This is a genomic window from Streptomyces sp. JH002 (assembly GCF_050916115.1).
GTDB classification, from domain to species: Bacteria; Actinomycetota; Actinomycetes; order Streptomycetales; family Streptomycetaceae; genus Streptomyces; species Streptomyces xiamenensis.
In genome coordinates this window covers 5604944-5620132 of the sequence record NZ_CP087989.1, presented here as the reverse complement: position 1 = coordinate 5620132, position 15189 = coordinate 5604944, and the positions used below count along the sequence as shown (strand labels likewise).

Annotated in this window: 15 protein-coding genes and 1 pseudogene; 5 read left to right on the top strand and 11 right to left on the bottom strand. The window is 73.1% G+C overall.

The genetic code is table 11. The annotated features are described in order from the left end of the window. Positions 1–35: 35 nt before the first annotated feature. From urtE to H7827_RS25730, 6 genes are all read right to left on the bottom strand, one after another. Positions 36–728, bottom strand: a complete 693-nt coding sequence (urtE, locus tag H7827_RS25755) for an urea ABC transporter ATP-binding subunit UrtE (RefSeq protein WP_386532637.1) — start codon at positions 726–728, stop codon at positions 36–38. Continuing rightward, a complete protein-coding gene (urtD, locus tag H7827_RS25750) occupies positions 728–1486 on the bottom strand; it encodes an urea ABC transporter ATP-binding protein UrtD (protein ID WP_200368219.1) in 759 nt (252 codons plus the stop codon). Before urtD ends, urtE begins: the two co-directional genes overlap by 1 nt. Continuing rightward, the gene (gene urtC / locus H7827_RS25745; protein WP_432747513.1) at positions 1483–2544 is read right to left on the bottom strand and encodes an urea ABC transporter permease subunit UrtC; all 1062 of its coding nucleotides are present in this window, start codon (positions 2542–2544) and stop codon (positions 1483–1485) included. The genes urtD and urtC overlap by 4 nt, the downstream gene beginning before the upstream one ends. Continuing rightward, positions 2541–3437, bottom strand: coding sequence for an urea ABC transporter permease subunit UrtB (gene urtB / locus H7827_RS25740; protein ID WP_386532579.1), 897 nt, complete (start codon positions 3435–3437; stop codon positions 2541–2543). Before urtB ends, urtC begins: the two co-directional genes overlap by 4 nt. Further along, entirely contained in the window at positions 3434–4684 is a 1251-nt protein-coding gene (gene urtA, locus H7827_RS25735) for an urea ABC transporter substrate-binding protein (RefSeq protein WP_386532576.1), read from the bottom strand. The genes urtB and urtA overlap by 4 nt, the downstream gene beginning before the upstream one ends. Positions 4685–4840: 156 nt before the next feature. Next, on the bottom strand, positions 4841–5935 hold the full coding sequence (locus tag H7827_RS25730; RefSeq protein ID WP_386532573.1) for a substrate-binding domain-containing protein: 1095 nt from the start codon (positions 5933–5935) through the stop codon (positions 4841–4843). Between the two features lie 55 nt (positions 5936–5990). On the opposite strand from H7827_RS25730, the gene H7827_RS25725 reads away from it, so the two are divergent. Then, a complete protein-coding gene (locus H7827_RS25725) occupies positions 5991–6443 on the top strand; it encodes a MarR family winged helix-turn-helix transcriptional regulator (RefSeq protein ID WP_386532570.1) in 453 nt (150 codons plus the stop codon). Positions 6444–6501: 58 nt separating this feature from the next. Here the strand turns inward: H7827_RS25725 and H7827_RS25720 are convergent, their stop codons facing one another. From H7827_RS25720 to H7827_RS25700, 5 genes and pseudogenes are all read right to left on the bottom strand, one after another. Continuing rightward, positions 6502–6810, bottom strand: coding sequence for a DUF6191 domain-containing protein (locus H7827_RS25720; protein WP_386532567.1), 309 nt, complete (start codon positions 6808–6810; stop codon positions 6502–6504). Further along, positions 6801–7481 carry a DUF2330 domain-containing protein gene (locus tag H7827_RS25715; RefSeq protein WP_432747512.1) on the bottom strand — a complete coding sequence of 227 codons (681 nt, stop codon included), beginning with the start codon at positions 7479–7481 and terminating at the stop codon, positions 6801–6803. Before H7827_RS25715 ends, H7827_RS25720 begins: the two co-directional genes overlap by 10 nt. Positions 7482–7566: 85 nt before the next feature. Then, positions 7567–7797, bottom strand: a pseudogene (locus tag H7827_RS25710) (DUF2330 domain-containing protein); the annotation flags it as partial. 145 nt (positions 7798–7942) lie between these two features. Next, complete coding sequence (locus H7827_RS25705) at positions 7943–9595, bottom strand: FAD-binding dehydrogenase (protein ID WP_432747511.1); 1653 nt, start codon at positions 9593–9595, stop codon at positions 7943–7945. A gap of 86 nt (positions 9596–9681) precedes the next feature. Beyond that, on the bottom strand, positions 9682–10818 hold the full coding sequence (locus H7827_RS25700) for a PQQ-dependent sugar dehydrogenase (RefSeq protein ID WP_432747510.1): 1137 nt from the start codon (positions 10816–10818) through the stop codon (positions 9682–9684). Between the two features lie 142 nt (positions 10819–10960). On the opposite strand from H7827_RS25700, the gene H7827_RS25695 reads away from it, so the two are divergent. From H7827_RS25695 to H7827_RS25680, 4 genes are all read left to right on the top strand, one after another. After that, a complete protein-coding gene (locus H7827_RS25695) occupies positions 10961–11425 on the top strand; it encodes a MaoC family dehydratase (protein ID WP_386532555.1) in 465 nt (154 codons plus the stop codon). Between the two features lie 163 nt (positions 11426–11588). Beyond that, positions 11589–12950 carry a hypothetical protein gene (locus tag H7827_RS25690; protein WP_432747509.1) on the top strand — a complete coding sequence of 454 codons (1362 nt, stop codon included), beginning with the start codon at positions 11589–11591 and terminating at the stop codon, positions 12948–12950. A 107-nt stretch (positions 12951–13057) separates the two neighbouring features. Beyond that, complete coding sequence (gene hmgA / locus H7827_RS25685; RefSeq protein ID WP_386532635.1) at positions 13058–14380, top strand: homogentisate 1,2-dioxygenase; 1323 nt, start codon at positions 13058–13060, stop codon at positions 14378–14380. Positions 14381–14404: 24 nt separating this feature from the next. Beyond that, positions 14405–15160, top strand: coding sequence for a GntR family transcriptional regulator (locus tag H7827_RS25680; RefSeq protein WP_200368208.1), 756 nt, complete (start codon positions 14405–14407; stop codon positions 15158–15160). The last annotated feature ends 29 nt before the right edge of the window (positions 15161–15189 follow it).

Below are 15189 nucleotides of genomic sequence, written 5' to 3'. Positions count from 1 at the left end.
GCCCCACCGGGGCCCGGGGCCCCGGTCCGCGGTCCTCACACCCGCAGTGCCTCCCGCACCCTCTCCTCCGCGCCGTCCTCCCCGGAGCCCGAGGACGTGATCCGGCCGGCCTCCAGGACGTAGTAGCGCTGGGCGGCGCGCAGGGCGAAGCCCACGTGCTGCTCCACCAGCAGGACGGACAGACCGCCGCGGCCGCTCAGCTCGATGACGGTGCGCTGGATGTCGGCGACGACCGAGGGCTGGATGCCCTCGGTCGGCTCGTCCAGCAGCAGCAGCCGGGGGCGGGTGATCAGGGCGCGGGCGATGGCCAGTTGCTGGCGCTGGCCGCCGGAGAGCAGTCCGGCGCGGCGGGTGCCCAGCGTCCGCAGCGCGGGGAAGAGGTCCAGCGCCTCGTCCAGCGCCGCCCGGCCGTCGGCGCGGCCGTCGGCGACCAGCCGCAGGTTCTCCATCGCGGTCAGCTGCGGGAAGCTCTGCTGACCCTGCGGGACGTACGCCATGCCGCGCCGTACCCGCCGGTGGGCGGGGAGCCGGGTGATGTCCTCGCCCTCGAACCACACCCGCCCGGCCATGGGCCGCAGCAGCCCGAGGGCCGCGCGCAGCAGGGTGGACTTGCCGGCCCCGTTGTGGCCGAGGACGGCGGCCACCCCGTCCCCGGGGACCTCCAGAGACACGCCGTGCAGGACGCGGCTGCGGTCGTAGCCGGCCGCCAGTTCCTCGATGCGCAGCATCACGCCTCGCTTCCCGCCGGTGCGGTGACCACCGGCTCGCCGAGATAGACCTCCTGGACCCGGGGGTCGGCCCGGACCTCGGCCACGGTGCCCTCGCTGAGCACCCGGCCCGCGTGCAGCACCGTGACGCTGCGGGCGACGGCCCGCAGGAAGTCCATGTCGTGTTCGATGACGACGACGGTGCGGTCGGCCGCGATACGCCGCAGGAGGGCGCCGGTGGCCTCGCGTTCGGCGTGGCTCATGCCGGCGACCGGCTCGTCCAGGAGCAGCAGCCGCACGTTCTGCACCAGCAGCATGCCGATCTCCAGCCACTGTTTCTGGCCGTGGGCGAGTTCTCCGGCGGGCCGGTCGCGGTGGGCGGTGAGCCCGGTGGTCTCCAGGGCGGCGGCCACCTCGTCGGGGATGTTCCGGCGCTGCCGCAGCAGGGTGCGGACGGGCCGGCCGGCGCCGGCGGCGATGTCCAGGTTCTGCAGCACGGTGAGCTGTTCGAAGACGGTGGCGGTCTGGAAGGTGCGGCCGATGCCGAGCCGGGCGATGCGGTGGACGGGGCGGCCGAGCAGTTCGTGGTCGCCGAAGCGGACCGAGCCGGTGGCGGGGGCGAGTCCGGTGACGGCGTCCACCAGGGTGGTCTTGCCGGCTCCGTTGGGGCCGATGAGGAAGCGCAGGTCCCCGGGGCGGATGTCGAGGTCGACGCCGTCGACGGCGGTGAAGCCGTCGAAGGTGACCCGCAGGTCGCGGATGGTCAGCGGTGCGTTCACGCGGGGGTTCCCTCCGTACGGGTGCGGCGGCGGGTGAGCAGGTGCCGCAGCGAGGCCAGGCCGCCGGGCAGGAAGGCGATGACGACGATGAACAGGCCCGCCTGGAAGTACGTCCAGGCGGCGGGGAATTCCTCGGACAGGGTGGTCTGGGCCCAGGCGACGGCGATGGCGCCGAGCGCGGCCCCGGCGAGCGAGGCGCGCCCGCCGATGGCGGCACCGATGACGAACTGGATGGAGGGCACGATGCCGATCAGCGCCGGCGAGATGATGCCGACCGCCGGGACGAACAGCGCGCCGGCCAGCCCGGCCATGCCGGCGGACAGGGTGTAGGCGGCGAGTTTGACCCGGGCCGGGTCGTAGCCGAGGAACCGGACGCGTTCCTCGGAGTCCCGTACGGCGACCAGCAGTTCTCCGTAGCGGGAGCGGAACAGCTGGCGGGTGAGGAGCAGCACGGCCAGCAGCGTTCCGGCGATGACGAAGTACACCATCCGCTTGTTGAGCGGGTCGGCGAGGGCGAAGCCGAAGAAGCCCTGGAAGTTGGTGAGTCCGTTGGTGCCGCCGGTGGTGGCCTGCTGGCCGATGAGCAGGATGGCGAAGGCGGCGGCCAGGGCCTGGCTGAGGATCGCGAAGTAGGCGCCGCGCACCCGGCGTCGGAAGACGAGGAAGCCGATGAGGGCCGCGGTGGCCATCGGGAGCACCAGCACGGCGGCGAGCGCGAACAGCGGGTTGCGGAACGGCTCCCACCACCAGGGGAGTTCGCCGCCGCTGCCGTACAGCAGCATGAAGTCGGGCACGGCGCCGGGCCCGGCGTCGGCGAGCTTGAGGTGCATGGCCATGGCGTAGCCGCCCAGGCCGAAGAACAGGCCCTGGCCCAGGGTGAGCATGCCGCCGCGTCCCCAGGCGAGGGCGATGCCCACGGCGACGATGGCGAAGCAGAGGTAGCGGGCGAGCAGGGAGAGCCGGAAGTCGGAGAGGACGGCCGGGGCGACGGCGAACAGCAGCGCGGCGGTGAGCGCGAAGCCGGCCAGGGTGAGGACGCGGGATCGGGTGTCGGTCATGCCAGGCTCCGGGTGCGTACGGTGGAGATGCCCTGGGGCCGCCACTGGAGGAAGGCCACGATGGCGATGAGCACCGTGACCTTGGCGAGCGAGACGGTGGTGGAGTACTCGACGATCGCTTGCAGCACGCCCAGGGCGAAGGCGGCGATGACGGCGCCGCGCAGCCGGCCGATGCCGCCGACGACGACCACCAGGAAGGCGTCGATGATGATGTTGGTGCCCATGGTGGGGCCGATCGGGCCGATGAGGGTGAGGGCGACGCCCGCGACGCCGGCCAGTCCCGATCCGATGAAGAAGGTGAGCCGGTCGACGCGGGCGGTGGCGATGCCGGATGCCTCGGCGAGTTCGCGGTGCTGGACGACGGCGCGGATCCGGCGGCCGAGCGGGGTGCGGCGCAGGGTGAGGGTGAGGGCGACGACGGCGGTCAGGGCCAGGGTGAGGATGAACAGCCGGGCGTGGGAGAGGGTGAGCGGGTGCTCGCCGCCGAACAGGGTGATGCGTCCGGTGAGCCATTCGGGTGCCCTGGTCTGCACGTTGGGGGCGCCGAAGATGTCGCGGGCGAGCTGCTGGAGCAGCAGGGAGACGCCCCAGGTGACCAGCAGGGTGTCCAGCGGGCGGGTGTACAGCCGCCGGATGAGGGCCCATTCGAGGAGGACGCCCAGGGCCCCGGCCACCGCGAAGGCGGCCGGGAGGGCGAGCAGCAGCGAGGTTCCGGCGTCCGTCAGATGCTGTTGCAGGACGTAGGTGGTGTACGCCCCGGCCATGATGAACTCCCCGTGGGCCATGTTGATGACCCCCATCTGCCCGAAGGTGAGGGAGAGTCCGAGGGCGATCAGCAGCAGGACGGCGCCGATGCTGATGCCGGTGAAGGACTGGCTGAGGATGACGGTCATCGGGCCAGGCCCTCGGCCCAGTCGTACTCCTTGAGGTAGGGGTCGGGCTTGATGGGCTGCTCGGAGGACCAGATCTCGGCGATGGTGCCGTCGGCCTCGATGCGGCCGATGCGGTTGGTCTTGTGGAGGTGCTGGGTCTCGCCGTCGACGGTGACGGTGCCCTCGGGGGCGTCGAAGGTGATCCCGTCGGCGGCGGCGCGCACATCGGCGACCTCGAAGGAGCCGGCCTCCTCGACCATCTCCTTCCACAGGTGGACGGAGGTGTAGGCGGCCTCCATCGGGTCGGAGGTGGGCCGGTCGGCGCCGTACTTCGCCTGGTAGGCGGCGACGAACGTCTCATTCGCCGGGGACTCGGTGGTCTGGTAGTAGTTCCAGGAGGTCAGCTGGCCGGTGAGGTACTGGGTGCCGATCCCCTTGACCTCTTCCTCGGCGATGGAGACGGACAGCACGGGCATGGTGTCGGCGGTGAGGCCGGCCGCGTCGTACTCCTTGAAGAAGGAGACGTTGCTGTCGCCGTTGAGGGTGTTGAAGACGGCGTCGGCGCCGGACGCCTCGACCTTGTTGGCGATGGTGGCGAACTCGGTGGAGCCCAGGGGGGCGTAGTCCTCGCCGAGGATCTCGATGCCGTGGGCCTCGGCGTACGCCTCGATGATCTTGTTGGCGGTGCGGGGGAAGACGTAGTCGCTGCCGACGAGGTAGAGCGAGGCGACGCCCTGTTCGCGCAGGTAGTCCAGGGCGGGCACGATCTGCTGGTTGGTGGTGGCCCCGGTGTAGAAGATGTTGGGCGACTGTTCGAGGCCCTCGTACTGCACGGGGTAGAAGAGCAGCGCGCCGTGCTGTTCGAAGACGGGGAGCACGGCCTTGCGGCTGGCCGAGGTCCAGCAGCCGAAGACGGCGGCGACCTGGTCCTGCTGGATGAGCTTGCCGGCCTTCTCGGCGAAGGTGGGCCAATCGGAGGCGCCGTCCTCGCCGATGGGCTCGATCTGTTTGCCGAGGACGCCGCCGTCCGCGTTGATCTCCTCGATGGCCAGGAGGATGGCGTCGCGCACGGTCACCTCGCTGATGGCCATGGTGCCGGAGAGCGAGTTGAGCAGGCCCACCTTGATGGTGTCGCCCGAGGTGTCGATGGTGGCGGCCCCGGGGGCCGTGTCCTCGTCCCCGGTACGGGCGCCGCAGCCGCTGAGAGCGGCGGCGGTGGCCAGGGCGAGAACGCATGAGGCCAGACGGTATCCCCGGGCTGTGGGCATCGCGGTTCCTCCTCGGCCCTTGCGGAAGGGCCTGCACGATCGGAAGTTGCCGCCGGGCAGCGCCGCCCGGCGAGGGCATGCCACAGCTTTGGAGGGAGCCGTTTCCGGGGAATGTCACGTTCATTAATACTTCCGTCCGGAAGTATTAATGGGCCGTCAGCCGGTCCACGCGTCCAGGTCGGCGGTCACCCGGAAATCCAGGCCGTCCGCCTCCGCGAGATAGATGCGCTGCCGTACATGACGGCCGGTCAGCCGCAGGACGCCCCGGGCACCCTCGTAACTGACCTCCTGCGCCGTGCCCTCGATCGCCGGGACCGCCCAGGAACCGGCCCGCGCGATCAGCGCCGCCAGCAGCAGCACACCCTCGTAGCAGGACTCCCCCAGGCTGCTGGGCGCCGGGGCCGCCGGGCCGAAGCGCCCCGCGTACCTGCCGTGGAAGTCCAGGGTGTCGGCGGTGGCCAGTGCCCCGAAGAAACCGGCCGTCGCGGACAGGTTCCGGGTGCCGGCCACCCCCGAGGCGACCAGCATGTTCTCGTCCATCAGGGTGGACAGCCGCAGCGCCCGCTGATCCAGGGCCGCGGCTCCGAAGGCCCGGTTGAACCGCACCGCGTCACTGCCCACCAGCAGCATCAGCACGGCGTCCGCCTCGCTGCGCTCGATCGCGCGCAGGGGAGCCGCGAAGTCGTCGGTGCCCAGCGGAAGATAGCTCTCGCCGCAGATCACCGTCCCCGACTCGCGGGCGTAGCGGTGGGCGGCCCGGGCGGTGTGCCGGGGCCAGACGTAGTCGTTGCCGACCACGTACCAGCGGCGCACCCGGCGTTCGGCGGCCAGCAGCCGCATGGCGGGCCGCAGCTGGCCGCCGGGGGTCTCGCTGGTGAGGTAGACGCCGGTGGTGTTCTCGCCGCCCTCGTACAGGGCGGTGTAGACGTACGGGACCCGGTGGGCGATCAGCGGGGCCAGGGCCCGGCGCACCGAGGAGATGTGCCAGCCGGTGACGCCCTGCACGGCGCCCGCCTCGATGAGGGCGCACACCTCGGCGGCCACCCGGTGCGGGGGCGCGCCGCCGTCCACGGTGACCAGCCGCAGCGCGCGTCCCATGACGCCGCCGGCCGCGTTGACCTCCTCGGCGGCGAGCTGGGCGCACAGTTCGCAGCCCGGCCCGAAGATCCCGGCCGGGCCCTGCCGCGGCACGACCAGGGCGACGCCGAGGGTGCCGGTGGCGGCGGGGGCGAGCTGTTCCCGGTACGTCACCCGGCCATCATGGCGCGGTTTGTAGGATGGTCGTTCCCGCGGCCCGAGGAGCGAGATGCCCGCTGACGATCTGGCCACGCTGCTCACCCGAGCCGAACGGCTCGCGGTCCGCCGGCTGCGTGCCGTGCTGGAGGGCACGGGCTGCACGGTGGACGCCTGGCGGGTGCTGTCGCTGCTCGCGGACGGCGAGGGGCACGGCATGACGGCCATCGCCGAGCGGGTGCTGCTGCCGCCGCCCACCCTGACCCGGCTGGTGGATCAGCTGGTGGACGACGGTCTGGTGCACCGCCGGGTGGACCCCTTGGACCGGCGGCGGGTGCTGGCCGCGCTGACCCCGCGCGGCACCGAGCACTGGCGGCGGCTGGACGGCCTGGTACGCGCGGACGGCCCCGAACTGCCGGGCGGTGGCGCGGACGAGGAACTGCTCAGCGCCCTGCTGGCCCGCCTGATCACCCGTCTCGAAGAGGTCGGGGACTCCTCCGCCCCCAGGCTCCCGGCCGGTACCTGAGCGCGGGCCGCCTGCCCCGGGGCCGCCGACCGGTGACGGGCCGGGCAGGGCGGTGCGGTCAGCCGGGGAGACGGACGCGGGCGGTGCCCGCCGTCAGGTCGATCTCGGTGCCGGGCGGGGCGGCGTCGCCCGCCTCGTCACGGAGCAGCGCCATGGTCTGCCGCTGGGACAGCTCGTGCTCCTTGCCCGGCAGCAGGGACACGTGCAGCATCTCGAAGCCCGTGGCCGAGACCCGGCCAGAGCGTTCGCCGCTGCGCCAGGGCAGCAGCCCCGCGCGGCCGGCGCGCAGCAGCAGCTGGTCGGCGAAGGCCACCACCGTCAGCGCGATGACCAACCCCGGCAGGGTCATGAGAACAATCAGCTCCACGCCGGATCCTTCCGTCGCCGCCACTGCCGCACGGCCCACGCCGCGGGCACCAGGGCCAGGACGGCCACGGCCCCGGTGGTGAGCTGCCAGGCGGGGACGCCGAACCAGTGCAGCAGCCGGTCGTCGTAGTACACCCTGCGGAACTCGGTGTCCTCGGCCGTGCGGCGCAGCACGTGGTCGCCCTCGATCAGTCCCGGCCGGGCGAACTCCTGGCGGATCACGGTGAGGAAGGCGTCCTCGCCCGCCAGGTCGCGCAGGGGGCCGGGCGAGGGGGCGAGGCGGCCGGCGAAGGTGACCTCGGGCTGATCGCCGCCGAGGGTGGAGGCGGGCTCCATGCGGTGGGCGGACAGGACGTAGAGCGTCAGCAGTTGCTCGGTCTCGGCCAGCCGGGACAGCCGCATGGGGTAGACGAGTTCGTCGGAGGCGAAGGTGAGGCTGATGGGGTCCAGGGTGCCGCCCAGGACCGCGTCCTGCTCGCCGGCCGCGTCCGGGGCCAGCCGCAGCGCCACGTACTCCCACTCCTGCTCGACGTAGGGAGTGAGTTCGGCGGCCATGTCCGCGGGGAGGGTGAAGCCGTTGTCCCGCAGCCACTCCTCCAGCGCGGTGGGGTCGGTGGCGGTCAGCCGGGCCACGTCGAAGGGGCCCAGGCGGTCCCGGCTGATCACCCCCACGGGGGGGCGCGCCCGTGTCGGGCGCCGCGCCCGCCATCGCGCCGTCGCCCTCCTCGCCGCGCGGCCAGTCACCCGGGCGCGGCCAGAAGTAGAAGCGGTCGCGGTACTCGGGGGCGGCGGCCGACCACAGTTCGTCGAACAGGCCGGGGTCGCCGAGGGAGACCTCGGCGCGGCTGGGCACCGGCATGATCCAGGCGGCCTCGGCCGCGTCCCCGCCCACCGTCAGGCTCATGACGATCTGTTCGGTCTCGCCGTCCCAGCGCACCGCCGAGGTCTCCTCCTCGACCGTGAGCCGCTGCCCGGGGCCGGTGACCATGCCGCCGCAGCCGCACGCGTACGCGGGCCAGGCGACGGCCACCAGTTGGGTGGCCAGCAGCAGCAGGACGAGCAGAACCGACCTGCGGGCCGTGCCCGGGACCGGTGCACGGGCGGGTGTACGCATGTCTCCCCCTCGGTGGTGCCTACAGCGCGCGGGCGGCGGCACGGCCGGCCGCACGGCCGGAGAACAGGCAGCCGCCCAGGAACGTCCCTTCCAGGGAACGGTATCCGTGCATGCCACCCCCGCCGAAGCCGGCCGCCTCGCCGGCCGCGTACAGGCCGGGCAGCGGTTGGCCGTCCTCGCCCAGGACCCGGCCGCCGAGGTCGGTGAGCAGGCCGCCGAGCGTCTTGCGGGTGAGCAGGTTCAGCCGGACGGCGATCAGCGGGCCGGCCTTGGGGTCGAGCAGCCGGTGCGGGGCGGCCACCCGGATGAGCTTGTCGCCGAGGTAGCGCCGGGCCCCGTGCACGGCGGTCAGCTGGAGATCCTTGGAGAACGGGTTGCCGATCTCCCGGTCGCGCGCCTCGATCTCGCGGCGCAGCAGGGCCTCGTCGATCAGTCCGTCACCGGTGACGCCGTTCATGCCGCGGGCCAGCGCGGCCGGGTCGCCCGCGACGACGAAGTCCGCGCCGTGCTCCAGGAACGCGCGTACCGGGGCGGGGGCGCCCGATCGTGCCCGTCCCAGGACCTGGCGCACGCTCTTGCCGGTCAGGTCCGGGTTCTGTTCGGAGCCGGAGAGGGCGAACTCCTTCTCGATGATGCGCCGGGTGAGCACGAACCAGGTGTATTCGTGTCCGGTGCGCATGATGTGTTCGAGGGTGCCGAGGGTGTCGAAGCCGGGGAAGAGCGGCACGGGCAGCCGTTTGCCGGTGGCGTCCAGCCACAGCGAGGACGGTCCGGGCAGGATGCGGATGCCGTGCCGGGCCCACACCGGATTCCAGTTGTGGATGCCCTCGGTGTAGTGCCACATCCGGTCCCGGTTGACCAGGCGCGCGCCGGCCCGTTCGGCGATGCCCAGCATCAGGCCGTCGACGTGCGCGGGCACCCCGGTGAGCATCCGGCGCGGGGCGGTGCCCAGCCGCCGGGGCCAGTGGGCGCGCACCAGTTCGGGGTTGCCGCCGATGCCGCCGGTGGTGATGACGACTGCCTGGGCGCGCAGTTCGAAGGCGCCGGCCACCTCGCGGCTGCTGGCCACTCCGCGCGGCACCAAGTCGGGGGTGAGCACCTCGCCGGTGACGGTGTCCACGGTGCCGTCGGTGGTGGCCAGTGCGGTGACCCGGTGCCGGAAGCGCAGGTCCACCAGACCGGTGGCCGCGGCCTCCCTGACCCGGCGTTCGAAGGGGGCGAGCAGGCCGGGCCCTGTGCCCCAGGTGATGTGGAAGCGGGGTACGGAGTTGCCGTGCCCGCCGGCGTCGCCGCCGCCGCGCTCGGCCCAGCCGACGACGGGGAAGAAGCGCACCCCCTGGCCGTGCAGCCAGGCGCGCTTCTCCCCCGCGGCGAACTCGGTGTAGGCGCGGGCCCAGCGGCGCGGCCAGGTGTCCTCCTCGCGGTCGAAGCCCGCCGTGCCCTGCCAGTCCTGCCAGGCGAGTTCGCGGCTGTCGCGGATGCGCAGCCGGCGCTGCTCGGGTGAGTTGATAAGGAACAGGCCGCCGAAGGACCAGTGGGCCTGGCCGCCCAGGGACGCCTCGGGTTCCTGGTCGAGCAGGATCACCGTGCGGCCGGCCGAGGCCAGTTCGGCGGTGGCGACCAGCCCGGCGAGGCCGGCTCCGATCACGATCACGTCGGCGTCGTACGCCATGCCTGCCCCGCCCCATCGCCTCGGCCCCGGACTGGCTTCAGATCTTGGGTGCCCGGCGGGCCGCCGTCAACCTCCGGTGCGTGCCGCTACTGAAGGGTGACCCGGTGCACGGCGTCGCCGCCGGGGCCGTTGGAGGTGGACAGCCACAGGGCGTCGCCCGAGGGGGTGCTGAGGACGGTGCGCTGCCGGCCGACTTCGCCCTGGTAGTACGCCTGGGGGGTGCCGGTGTCGGTGCCCTCCACCGGGATGCGCCACAGCCGCTGTCCGCGCAGCGCGGCCATGTAGAGGGAGCCGTCCGCGTAGGCGAGGCCGCTGGGGGACGCCTCCGCGGTGGACCAGGTCTCCTTGGGGTCGGTGAACCCCTCCCGGCCGCACACGCCTTCGCACTCGGGCCAGCCGTAGTTGGCGCCGGGCTCGATGAGGTTGAGTTCGTCCCAGGTGTTCTGGCCCAGTTCGGAGGACCACAGGCGCCCTTCGTCGTCCCAGGCCAGGCCCTGGGCGTTGCGGTGGCCCAGGCTGTAGACGGGGGTGCCGAAGGGGTTGCCGGGGGCGGGGTCGCCGTCGGTGGTGATGCGCAGGATCTTGCCCTCCAGGGCGGCGGGGTCCTGGGCGAGTTGCGGGTCGGCGGCGTCGCCGGTGGTGGCGTAGAGGTGGCCGTCGGGCCCGAAGGCGAGCCGGCCGCCGTTGTGGATGCCGGCCTTGGCGATGCCGGTGAGGATGGTCTCGTAGCCGCCGAGGGTGTCGCCGTCCCAGGTCAGGCGGGCGATGCGGTTGTCGCTCGCGGCGGTGTGGAAGACGTACAGCGTCCGGTCGGTGGCGAAGCCGGGGGACACGGCGAGGCCCAGCAGTCCGCCCTCGCCGCCGTGCACGACGTCGGGGACGGTGCCGATGACCGTGCGGGTGCCGTCCGGGGCGAGCTGCACGACGCGGTGGGTGTCGCGTTCGGTGTACAGGGCGGAGCCGTCCGGCAGCCAGTCGGCGCCCCAGGGCATCGACCAGCCCGCGGAGAGTTCCTCGATGCCGGCGGGCTCGCTGAACGCGCCGGGCGGGGTGGCCCGACCGGGGCCGGTGGCCGGGGCGCTGGTGGTGGGGGTCTCGTCGGGGGTCTCGTCCCGGGTCTCGGTGGCGCAGGCACCGCCGGCGGTCAGCAGTGAGACGGTGAGGGCGGCGACGGCGGTGACAACGGTTGTTCTGGCCCGGTGGGCGCGCATGGCATCTCCCATGTCCCTGGTGAGTACGGCAGTTCGAACCAGCCCCCACGGCGCTCCCGATCAGATCATCGGCCGCGCACACCGTCAATGGGGGGGGCGCTCCCGGCGGCTCCGGGGCGTTGACAGTGGTGCGGGCCGTCAGCATGCTGGGCGGATGGCGGAGCCGCGGATCTTTGCGTCGGTCGATGAACTGCGGGGCGCGTCCGGCGCCCACCTGGGGACCAGCGACTGGCTGGAGGTCGACCAGCGGCGGATCGACCTGTTCGCCGAGGCGACGGGCGATCACCAGTGGATCCATGTGGATCCGGAGCGGGCGGCCGGTGGCCCGTTCGGCTCGACGGTCGCGCACGGCTATCTCACGCTGGCCCTGCTGCCCGAGTTCGTGCGCCGGCTGATCCGGGTGGAGGGGGCCGGGCTGGCCGTCAACTACGGGGTGAACCGGGTGCGGTTCCCCGCCCCGGTGCCGGTCGGCTCGCGGCTGCGCGGCACGGCGGGGATCCATGAGGTGGTGCAGGTGCCCGGGGACGGGGTGCAGCTCACCCTCACGGTGACGGTGGAGCGCGAGGGCGGGCACAAGCCGGTGTGCGTGGCGGAGACGGTCACCCGGTACTTCCTCTGACACCGGGCCGCGACCGCGGTCCGTGCGCGGTCGCACGCTCCTCCCCAAGGGTGACATCGCACTGAAATTCTTACCCAATGGTGTGATATTGGGTCAGAATCGGGCGAGCCTGTGCGCCGATGCGCCCTGCCACCCGTGCCCCGGGTTGTGAGACCAAGAAGGCATGACGGAACGGCGCGGCCCCAATGACCAGCTGCGAGCACTGCTGCGGGAGGCCGGCTGGACACAGGCGGACCTGGCCCGCGCGGTCAACGCCCTCGGCGCCGAAGCCGGCACCGCGCTGCGCTACGACCGCACGGCCGTCGCGCACTGGCTCTCCGGCACCCAGCCACGGCACCCCGTCCCCCAGCTGATCACCGAGGCGCTGTCGCGGCGCACCGGACGGCCGCTCACCGTGCGCGAGGCCGGCTTCCCCGGCGGGCCGACACCCCCCGCCACCGGCCCGCAGGCGGACCGGCGGACCGGCCCCGTACCCCGCTTCACCCAGCTGTGCCGCACGGACGCGGACGGCGGACGGCGTGCCTCCCTGCTGCGGCAGCGTCCCTACCGGGTGGCGGACGCCGCGGTACCGCAGCCGGTGCCCGGGCCCCGGCCGCCGGTGCCGGAAGGGCCGCCCGCCGAGGCCACCCGCGCCCTGCACGAGGCGACGGTGTTCTTCGCCACCGCCATGCGCACCCACGGCGGGCGGCACGCCCGCGGCGCGCTCGCCCTGCATCTCGCCGAGGACGTCGCCCCGTTGCTGGTCGTGCCGGGGCGGCCCCCGGCCACCCGCGCCGAACTGCTCACCGGCGCCGCCCGGCTGGCCTTCATCCTGGCCCGGATGTACGAGGACGGCCAGCGGCACGGGCTCGCGCAGCGGTACTTCACCAGCGCCCACCAGCTGGCGGGTGAGGCCGGGGACCGGGCCACCTGGAGCGTGGTGCTGCGGGCGATGAGCGGGCAGGCGCAGCGGCTGGGCCAGCTGCCCTCCGCGCTGCGGCTGGCCGAGGCCGCCGCCCGTACCGCCCGCTGGGCGCCGCCCGCCCAGCAGTCGTACATCCAGGCGCAGCTGGGCGTCGTGCTGGCGCACTGCGGGGACCGGCGCGGCGCCCTCCGGGCGCTGGTGCGGGCCGAGCACGCGGGGCAGCGGGCGGAGGAGCAGGGGCCGGGGGGCTGGGGTCCGTTCGACCGTTATCCGCGCTGGTGCCTGCTGTACCAGACCGCGCTGACCCTGGAGGCGCTCGGCGATCTGCCGGGCGCGATGGCGGCGCTGCGCCGCGGGGCGGTCGAGCGGCCCGCCGCCGATGTCCGCGGCCACGCGCTCACCCAGGCGAAAAGCGGTCGGCTCCTGCTGCGCGCGGGACATCTGGAGGAGGCGTGCGCGGCCTGGGAGGCGTTCGTGACCGGCCGGGAGCGGCTGCGCTCGGGCGATGTGGAGCTGGCGCTGCGCGCGATGCGGCAGGTGCTGCGCCCGTACCGGGGCCGGCCACGGGTGGCCAGGCTGCTGGCGCGGTCCGGGCGGCCGGCCGGGGAGGGCGGATTCTGAACAAAGGATTCACCACCGGAACCGGTCCGGGTAGTTGACTTGCCACCCTTCGATTCCTACGGTCTCTCACAGGAATGATCGTCGGGACCGATGGGCGGGAGCACGCCATGGGCAGCGGACAGCGAACGACGGTGGCGGCCGGCGACGGAATCCGCTACTCCACGGGATTCGGCAACGAGCACTCCAGTGAGGCCGTCCCCGGCGCACTGCCCATCGGCCGCAACTCCCCGCAGCGCGCCCCGCTGGGCCTGTACGCCGAGCAGCTGAGCGGCAGCGCCTTCACCGAGCCGCGCGACACCTCGCGCCGCTCCTGGCTGTACCGCATCAGGCCCTCGGCGGCGCACCCCCCGTACACCCGGATCAGCCAGGGCGCCCTGCGCGGGACGCCGTTCGACGAGACGGTGCCCGACCCGAACCGGCTGCGCTGGGACCCGCTGCCCGAGCCGCCCGCCGGCACCGACTTCGTCGCCGGGCTGTGGACCCTGGGCGGCAACGGGGACATCCGGCAGCGCTCCGGAATGGCGGTGCACCTGTACCACGCCAACACCTCCATGCGGGACCGGGTGTTCGGCAACGCCGACGGCGAACTGCTGATCGTCCCGGAGCGCGGCACCGTGCTGCTGCGCACCGAGTTCGGCGTGCTGGAGGCCGGCCCCGGGCACATCGCGCTCATCCCGCGCGGGGTGCGCTTCCGGGTGGAGCTGCCGGACGGCGCGGCGCGCGGGTACGTCTGCGAGAACTACGGCCGCCCCTTCGTCCTCCCGGAGCTCGGCCCCATCGGAGCCAACGGCCTGGCCGCCGCCCGGGACTTCGAGGCACCGGTGGCCGCCTACGAGGACGTCGAACGCCCGGTCGAGGTGATCACCAAGTTCTGCGGCCATCTGTGGGCCGCCGTCCACGACCACTCGCCGCTGGACGTGGTGGCCTGGCACGGCAGCCACGTGCCCTACCGCTACGATCTGCGCCGCTTCAACGTCATCGGCTCGATCAGCTACGACCACCCCGACCCGTCCATCTTCACCGTGCTGACCTCGCCCTCGGACACCCCGGGCCTGGCCAACGCCGACTTCGTGGTGTTCGCGCCGCGCTGGCTGGTGGGTGAGGACACCTTCCGCCCGCCGTACTTCCACCGCAATGTGATGAGCGAGTACATGGGCCTGATCGAGGGCGCCTACGACGCCAAGGCCGAGGGCTTCGTCCCGGGCGGCGGCTCACTGCACAACATGATGTCGGCGCACGGTCCCGACCGCGAGACCTTCGAACGGGCCAGCGCCGCCGAGCTCGTACCGGCGAAGGTGGCGGACGGCCTGGCCTTCATGTTCGAGACCCGCTGGCCGGTGACGCTGAGCGCGGCGGCGGTCGGCGAGCACCGTCCGCAACATGGATACGACAATGTGTGGGAGGGTCTTCAACGGCACTTCACCGCCTGAGCCCCCCAGTTCCCGGAGCGCGCCGTGACCGTCTTCGCCCCCGACTCCCTCGAACTGAACCGCAAGCTGCCCTTGTGGTACCAGGTCTCGCAGTCGCTGCGGGCGTCCATACTCGGCCGCCCGCCGCAGGCACCACTGCGGCTGCCCACCGAGGAACAGCTCGCCGAGCACTACGGGGTGTCCGTCCTCACCATGCGGCAGGCGCTCAAGGAGCTGGAGCTGGAAGGGCTGATCAGCCGGCACCGGCGGCGCGGCACCTTCATCGAACCGGCGGCCAGGCCCGGTTCACCGGTACGGCTGCTCGGCTCGGTGGACGCCATCGTGGCCCAGCAGTCGGGCGAGACCACGACCTTGCTCGAACACGGCCCGGTGCCGGTGCCGGTGGAGGTGGCGCCGCACTTCCCCGGCCTCGCCGAAGTCGTCGCCTTCCGGCGGCTGCGGTATGACCGGGAGAGCGGAGAAGCCGCCAACTGGGCGGAGAATTTGCTCCACCCGGAGGTCGCCGCGCGCATTCGGCCCGAGGATCTGGAACGCTGGCCGATGACCAGGGTGCTGCGGGACGTCGCGGGAGTGACGGTGGGTCGGATCGCCAACACGGTTCAGGCACGGCTGGCTGACCCGACCACCTCGCAGCTGCTCGCGGTGCCGCTGCTGAGCCCGATCCTGCACATCACGGGGGTGGTGTACGACGAGAACGGACGCACCGTGGATGTCGCGCGCATCCACTACCGGGGCGACCGCTTCTCCTTTGCCGTATCGGTGGACTCCTCCCCCGAGTGACGCGTGAGAGACCAGGCGGCTGGTACGGA